Here is a 7,866-nt window from a genome sequence, read left to right as displayed (position 1 = left end):
TATGTGCCCCGAGACCACCGACACCGCGCCGAACTCGCCCATGGCGCGGGCGTTGCAGAGCAGGACGCCGTAGAGCAGGCCCCATTTGATGTTGGGCAGCGTCACAAACCAGAAGGTCTGCCAGCCATTGGCGCCGAGCGAAAGGGCAGCCTCCTCGTCGCCGTTGCCCTGTTCCTGCATCAGCGGGATCAACTCGCGGGCGACGAAGGGGAAGGTGACGAAGACGGTGGCGAGCACGATGCCCGGCACGGCGAACAGGATGACGACGCCATGCGCCTTCAGCCATTCGCCGAGCATCCCTTGGGCGCCGAACAGCAGCACATAGACCAGACCGGAAATCACCGGCGAAACCGAGAAGGGCAGGTCGATGAGGGTGGTCAGGAATGCCTTGCCCTTGAACTCGAACTTGGCGATCGCCCAGGCGGCGGAGATGCCGAAGACGAGGTTGAGCGGCACCGAGATCGCCGCCACCAGCAGCGTCAGGCGGATGGCCGAGCGTGTGTCGGAACTGGCCAGTGCCTCCGTGTAGGCGCCGACGCCCTTTGCCAGCGCCTCGTGAAAGACGACAATTAGCGGCATGAGCAGGAAGACGGCGAGGAAGGCGAAGGCCACGGCCATCGCCACGATGCGCACCGGCCGGCTTTCGGTGACCGCCGCCGACTGGCTTTCGTGATGCGGTTCGTAGGATTTAATCTCGGGATCAGCCATAGCGTTTGCGGCTCCATGACTGCGCCAGATTGACGACCAGCAGCATCAGGAAGGACAGCGCCAGCATGATCGCCGCGATCGCGGTGGCGGCGGGATAGTTGTACTCCTCCAGCCTGATGACGATCAGCAGCGGCGCGATCTCCGACTTGAATGGCAGGTTGCCGGCGATGAAGATGACCGAGCCGTATTCGCCGACGCCGCGCGCGAAGGCGAGCGAGAAGCCGGTGATGATCGCCGGCGCCAGGCCCGGGAACAGGATGCGGGTGATGATCTGGAAACGATTGGCGCCGAGCGTGGCGGCGGCTTCCTCGACCTCCTTGTCGAGCTCTTCCATGATCGGCTGCACGGTGCGCACGACGAAGGGCAGGCCGATGAAGACCAGCGCGATGACGATGCCGAGCGGCGTATAGGCGACCTTGATGCCGAGCGGCATCAGCAGTTTGCCGATCCAGCCATTCGGCGCGTAAAGCGTGGTGAGCGCGATGCCGGCGACGGCGGTCGGCAGCGCGAAGGGCAGATCGACCATGGCATCGACGATGCGACGGCCGGGAAAGCGGTAGCGCACCAGCACCCAGGCGACGATGGTGCCGAAGACGACATTAACGCCAGCGGCGATGAAGGCGGTGCCGAAGCTGATTTCAAGCGCGTTGATGGTGCGGCGATCGGCAGCAATCGCCCAGAAATCGGTCCAGCCGAGTGCCGCCGAGCGCCAGACCAGCCCGGAGAGCGGGATGAGGATGATGAGCGTGAGGTAGGCAAGCGAGAAGCCGAGCGTCAGTCCGAAACCCGGAATGACGCTCGGCTGCTTGAATCGCCACCCCGCCGGAGCCGGTACTGTGGTCATGGAATTCTTGTTCGTCCCTTCTTATTCAGACCAGATTGCCGTCGGTGATGTCTCGGGCCGCGAGGCCGTCGCGCCTCACTGGGCCGGCTTGTAGATCTGGTCGAATATACCACCGTCGCCGAAATGATAAGGCTGTGCCTTCTTCCAGCCGCCGAAAAGCGGATCGTCGATGGTGATCAGCTTGATCTCGGGCAGCTTGGCGAGGTCTTCCGCCGGCACCAGGTCGGGCTTCGCCGGACGATAGTGGTTCTTGGCGATCAGCGTCTGGCCCTCCTTGGAGTAGAGGTAGCCGAGATAGGCCTCGGCGACCTTGCGCGTGCCCTTGGCATCGACATTGGCGTCGACCACCGCGACAGGCGGCTCGGCCAGGATCGAAGTCGGCGGATAGACGATGTCGAAATTGTCGGCGCCGAATTCGTCGAGCGCGAGATAGGCTTCGTTTTCCCAGGCCAGCAGCACGTCGCCCAGACCCTTTTGCGCGAAGGTCACGGTCGAGCCGCGCGCGCCGGTGTCGAGGACCGGTACCTGGCTGTACAGCTTGGCAATGAATTCCTTGGTTTTGGCCTCGTCGCCACCGTCATTGGCGTTGGCATAGGCCCAGGCGGCCAGATAGTTCCAGCGCGCGCCGCCGGAGGTCTTCGGGTTCGGCGTGATCACCTGGACGCCGTCCTTGATCAGGTCGTTCCAGTCATGGATGCCCTTCGGGTTGCCCTTGCGGACCAGGAAGATGATGGTCGAGGTGTAAGGGGCCGAATTATTCTCGAACTTTTTCCGCCAATCCGGATTGATCTTCTTCGCCTTCGAGACGATGGCGTTGATGTCCCCTTCGAGGGCCAGCGTCACCACGTCGGCGTCGAGGCCATCGATCACGGCGCGGGCCTGCGCGCCCGATCCGCCATGCGACTGCTGGATGGTCACGGTCTCGCCGGTCTCGGCCTTCCAGTGCGCGGCGAAAGCCTCGTCATAGGCCTTGTAGAGCTCACGCGTCGGGTCGTAGGACACGTTGAGAAGGGTCGTATCGGCGAACGCCAAACCGAGCGTGCCGAACTGGACAGATGAGGCGACCAGCGCGCCAAGCAGTTTCTTGAAATGAGGTTTGGTCATTTCCGCCTCCGTTGATGACGGCCGAACTCTAGCGAATTGATAGAATTTAGATGCATTCAATGTTGCCTTTTTTGGCCTATCGGAGAAATTTTTCGCCGATCGTCTATCCCTTGGGGAAATGGTTTCCTCATATTAGATAGACCGCCCTCGCCGGCTCGACGCTATCTAGAAAGGGGCCGCCCTCGGGCAAGGCCGCGTGGCGACAGATCGGCCTTCGCGGCCGGACCTCTAAGGCGCGGTGACGGGAAAGTCGAAGCGTTGCTTCGGAAACGGCTCGGCCATCAGCGTGAAGTGCCACCATTCGCGGGCGTAGTTGCGGAAACCGGCGGCGCGCATGGCCTCGACCAGTCGCTTGCGGTTTGCAGCCGCGTCGGCGGGGAGCGGATGGTGCGCGGTTTCGCTGGCCTGGTCGAAACAGTCGAAGCCGGTGCCGAAATCGAGCGTGTCGGCATCGGGCGCGCCGCAGGCAGGGTGAGGTGCGGCCGCGCCATCGATGGCTGCAATGGCGAGATCCACGGTCGAGCCGCGCGAATGGCTGGAGAGCTCGCCGATATAACCCTTGGCGATGAGGTCGCCGCGTTCCACTGCCGGATACCATTGCGGGTCGGGCGGTCCGCCCGTTCGCGTCCACTCGACCATGTCGGCGACGGCCCGCGCCGGACGGTAGCAGTCGAAGACCACCAGGGTCAGCCCCTCGACGGTAAGCTTCTGCTCAACGCTGGCAAGCGCTTTCGCTGCTTGTCGGGTGAGGATGCAGACCGGCGCGTCATAGCCCTCGGCCTTGCGGTGCAGGAAGTTCTTGAGACCGGCATAGCGAATGTCCTGGCGGATCGAGGGGACGACATCGGCAAGACGGACGAAGCCGGCGGGGAGGGGATCGGCGGAGGCGGGAAAGATTGCGATCAGGAGAGCTAGCGTTGCGAGAATCTTAGCTGCTCTCGCCGAAGGATGGCGCCGCGCGCCAGACATCCGGCCAAGAAGCGCAATGCGCTGAATCGGTTGCGGCATCCTATTCAACGAAAACCTTCACGCTTGCCGCGCGGCCGGCGGCGTCGATCACGGTGAGCGTCGAATAGCCGGCGCCGTCGGGCAGCCAGGTGGCGGTGCGGCGCCGGTCGATGCCGGACAGCGGCTTGCCGTTGGCCAACCAGCGGAAGGGCGCGCGGCCGCCCTGCAGCTTCAGCACCAGCGGCGAGGCGTCGGCCGAATTGGCGGCGAGGTCGACGCGCGCGCCGTCGGGCGGAAAGACGATCGTCGGCGCGGGCTCGGCCGGCGTCCACCGCCCAAAACGCGACGAGTTGCCGGTGACGCTGGCGCGCTTCGGCGCCGGATCGGACGGGCTGGTGCAGGCAACGCCGGCCGGCTGGCCGGGAAGCGGAACGGTGGCGAGGCCGGAGCGGACGAAGCCCTCGAACAGGATCGGGGCGGCCGAGACGTATCCGGACAGCCCGGGCACGGCGCCGGCATCGGCGCGTCCGACCCAGACGCCGAGCACGTAGCGGCCGTCGAAGCCCACCGACCAGGCGTCGCGGTAGCCATAGGAGGTGCCGGTCTTGTAGGCGATGCCGCGCTGCAAGGCGCCCTCCGGCGGCTTCACGCCTGACAATATGTCGGTGATCTGCCAGTTGGCCTGGTCGTCGAGGATGGTGGCGGTGGTGCGTTCGGCGTTGGCCGGCTCGGTGCCGTCATGCAGCGTGTGCGCCTTGCCGCCATTGGCGAGGCCCGTGTAGAGCTGGACGAGATCGCGCAGCGTCACACCGACGCCGCCGAGGCCGATCGCCAGGCCCGGCGCCTCGTTGACCGGCAGCACCGGCTTGACGCCGGCCTGGCGGAAGCGCGCCGTCAGCCTGGCCGGTCCGACCGCGTCGAGCACCCGGATCGCCGGCACGTTGAGCGAGAGCTGCAGCGCCTGGCGGATGCTGACGTCGCCCTGATAGCCCATGTCGAAATTCTTCGGCCGGTAGCCGCCGAAATCGGCCGGGCTGTCCTCGATGATGGTCTCCTGCGCCACCAGGCCCTGCTCGAAGGCGAGCCCGTAGATGAACGGCTTCAGCGTCGAGCCCGGCGAGCGGACGATCCTGGTCATGTCGATCCAGCCGGAGCGGCTGGCGTCGAAGAAATCGGCCGAGCCGACCTCGCCGAGGATGTCGCCGGTGCGGGCATCGGCCAGCACCATGGCGACGGAAAGTTTTGGGCCGAGCCTGGCGGCGGCTTCCTTCGCCACCTGTTCCAGTCCTTGCTGGACGCTCCTGCGGATGGTGAGCTGCAGCGGCTTGCCCGGTATGGCCTTGGGCAGCATGGCATAGGCGGCATGGGCGGCCAGCGCCGGCAGCTTGCGGCGCAGGCCGGAGACATCGTCCAGCGCAGCGCGCGCGGCTTCCCGGTCGCCGAGCAGGCCGGCGGAAACCATGCGCGTCAGCACTCGGTCGCGCGCGGCATGCGCGACGTCGAGGTTGCGGTCGGGCCGCCGCTTCTCCGGCAGTTGCGGCAGGGCGACGAGCAGTGCTACCTCCGAGACCGTCAGCCGCTTCGGCTCCTTGCCGAAATAGGCCAGCGAAGCGGCGCGCACGCCTTCGAGATTGCCGCCATAGGGCGCCAGCGTCAGATAGCGCTCCAGGATCTCGCGCTTGGAAAGCCGCCGCTCGATCTGGATGGCGCGTAGCATCTGCTTGATTTTGGAGCCGAGGCTGCGACTGTCGCGCGGCTCGATCAGCCGGGCAAGCTGCATCGACAGCGTCGAGCCGCCGGAGACGATGTGGCCTTTGCTGACGAACTGACCGGCGGCACGGCAAAGCGCCAGGACGTCGACGCCGTCATGGTCCCAGAAGCGCTTGTCCTCATAGGCGACCAGCATGTCGACGAATTGCTTGTCGACCTGGTCGAGCCGGGTTTCGAGCCGCCAGTAACCGTCAGGCGTGGCGAAGGCGCGCAGAAGCTGACCGTCGCGGTCCTGCACTTCGGTGGAGACCGCCAGCTTTTCTGGCAGCGGCGGCGGATAGGCGCGGTCGAGCTGCCAGAGGGTGGCTGTGGAAGGGGCAACAACGCCGACGCAACAAGCCGCGGCTATGGCGCTGCGTCGCAGGAATTTTCTGGAAAGCATGGCGCCGCCCCTCATTGTCCTGCCGGACATTTCTCCCCGTATAGAGACGGGGAGAAAGGGGCTGTTGCCGATGGTTTCGCCAATCGCCAACGGTGCAGAATAGGCGGAGAAATTCGCGACAGCCCCCTTCTCCCCGTCTCCATACGGGGAGAAGGTGCCGGCAGGCGGATGAGGGGCAGCGCCATCGCTACGTCTATCAAGGCGCCCTACGGCGCCTTGACCTCCATCATGCCGGTGGCGGTGCGGGCCGAATATTGCGGCCTATACATATCCTCCACCGTTGCCGCCGGATGGGCATAGGTGCCGGGCGTCACCGCGCGCACGACATAGGCCAGCGTGATGTTGCGGTCGCCGTCGCCGTCGTTCGGGTTGAAGGCCGCGACGAAGCGGTCGTCGCGGAACTCGAGATGGGCGGCGTCGGTCTGCGCCAGCCAGGAGAAGTTCGACAGCTGGGCGCTGGACACCAGGCCCGGATTGTCGATCTCGAAGCCGGCCGGCAACAGGTCGGTGATCAGGAGGCGCGAAGGCCAGCTGTTCTGCTCATAGACCTTGAGAACGACGACATAGCGCTCGTTCTGCGTGGCCTCGGTGACGTTGGCCTCGGTGCCATCGAGCCTGTAGTAGGTGCGATCGATGGTGAAGCCGTCGCCACCGGCCGGCAGCGACTCAACCGGCGAGGCCACCGTGGTGACCACCGCCTGCAGCGGCGTCTTGCCGGTGTTGGCGATGGTGAGCGGGCTGTCGGCGATGTCGCTGCCGCTGAAGCGGTCGGAATAGCCACCGGCATGCGGCGCACCGTTGACGGAGAGCGTGATGGAATCATTGCCCTCCTTCAGCGCCCGCGCCGCCAGGAGCATCCAGGACTCGTCCTGCGTGCTCGTCCAGCGGGCATCGGCGCGCTCCCGGGCCACCAGCTTGATCAGCGCCGGCACGATGGTCGGCACCGGCTTCGATTCGGCGGCCAGCGCCAGGATTGCCGCGCCGTCGCGGAGCGGCGAACCATAGTCGGAGCGGTAGTAGTCGTACTCGGTGCTCGCCTGCGCCAGACGCAGCGCGGTCTGGAAGGTGGCCTCCGAGCGCTGCGCGTCGCCGTAGAGAGCAAGGCTCGCCGCAAGCTGCGCTACGGCCATCGGGCTGGTGAAGGCTTCGAGCTGGGTGTCGGCATAGTAGCGCAGATCGCCGATCGAGGCCTTCTTGTTGCGGGCCAGCACATAGAGCGCGTAGGCGATCTCGCTGCCGCGATCCTGGACGTCCTGGTCGTAGCCGAGCGAGTTCTGCAGGTTGCTCAGCGCCTGGTTCATCGCCAACGCCGGCACGTCGTATTTCTGCTCGCGCGCCCGGGTCAGGAAGTCGCTGACATAGGCGTCGAGCCAGAGATCGCCGGAGCCTGGGCCCCACAGGCCGAAGCTGCCGGCCGAGGCCTGGTAGCTCAGCACCTTGTAGATCGCGTCCTGGATGCGGCCGTGCAGGTCCGGATCGCTGGCCATGCCGATGCCTTCGGCCAACTCGTTGACATAGAGCAGCGGCATGGCGCGGCTGGTCGTCTGCTCGGCGCAGCCATAGGGGTAGCGGTCGAGCGTCATCAGCAGCGAGGGCACGTCGAAGGCGGCCGCCTGAGAGACGCCGACGCTTACCGAAGCGCCGTCGAGCAGGCTTGCCGCCAGGAGTTCCTTGTCGACGCGCAGGGCGCCGACATTGGGCTTGAGGTCGACCACTAGGCGGGTGGTGAGCGGCAACTGCGCCGGCCGCACCGGGACGTAGAGCGTCTGCTCGACCTCGGTGCCGTCGGCATGGGCGAGCTTGACGGTGATCGTGGCGTCGCCCGCCGTCCTGGCGATCAACGGCACGGTCAGGGTCTGGCGCTTGCCCTGGGCGAGCGTCAGCCTGCCGGGGAGCGGCTTGTCGCCGGTGGACAGGTCGCCTGTCGTGTCGATCGATAGGGCATAGTCGCCGGCTGGGCCGTCGGTGTCGGCGATGTCGAGGCGCATGACAGCGTTGTCGCCGGGCGCCAGGAAGCGCGGCAGGCCGGCGGTGATCACCACCGGATCGCGCACGATGACATCGGCCTGAGCGTGGCCAACCGCTTCCTTCGTCCAGGCGACGGCCATGA

General features: G+C 66.1%; 5 protein-coding genes and 1 pseudogene. All 6 read right to left on the bottom strand.

What is annotated here, in order from left to right; translation table 11 throughout:
• Positions 1–708 (bottom strand): sulfate ABC transporter permease subunit CysW (gene cysW / locus EOA33_RS17135; RefSeq protein ID WP_127406128.1); only part of this gene is annotated, 708 nt, incomplete at its 3' end.
• On the bottom strand, positions 701–1,552 hold the full coding sequence (cysT, locus tag EOA33_RS17130; RefSeq protein ID WP_126059034.1) for a sulfate ABC transporter permease subunit CysT: 852 nt from the start codon (positions 1,550–1,552) through the stop codon (positions 701–703). The genes cysW and cysT, both read right to left, overlap by 8 nt.
• Before the next feature lie 75 nt (positions 1,553–1,627).
• Positions 1,628–2,656 carry a sulfate ABC transporter substrate-binding protein gene (locus EOA33_RS17125; RefSeq protein ID WP_126056369.1) on the bottom strand — a complete coding sequence of 343 codons (1,029 nt, stop codon included), beginning with the start codon at positions 2,654–2,656 and terminating at the stop codon, positions 1,628–1,630.
• A 228-nt stretch (positions 2,657–2,884) separates the two neighbouring features.
• Positions 2,885–3,625, bottom strand: a complete 741-nt coding sequence (locus tag EOA33_RS17120; protein WP_127406130.1) for a M15 family metallopeptidase — start codon at positions 3,623–3,625, stop codon at positions 2,885–2,887.
• 40 nt (positions 3,626–3,665) lie between these two features.
• Complete coding sequence (pbpC, locus tag EOA33_RS17115; RefSeq protein ID WP_245482349.1) at positions 3,666–5,756, bottom strand: penicillin-binding protein 1C; 2,091 nt, start codon at positions 5,754–5,756, stop codon at positions 3,666–3,668.
• 206 nt (positions 5,757–5,962) lie between these two features.
• Positions 5,963–7,866, bottom strand: a pseudogene (locus EOA33_RS17105) (hypothetical protein); the annotation flags it as partial.

Source organism: Mesorhizobium sp. M4A.F.Ca.ET.050.02.1.1 (assembly GCF_003997725.1).
GTDB lineage: Bacteria > Pseudomonadota > Alphaproteobacteria > Rhizobiales > Rhizobiaceae > Mesorhizobium.
The sequence above is the reverse complement of the archived record's forward strand: the minus strand, read 5'-3'. Positions and strand labels throughout refer to the sequence as shown.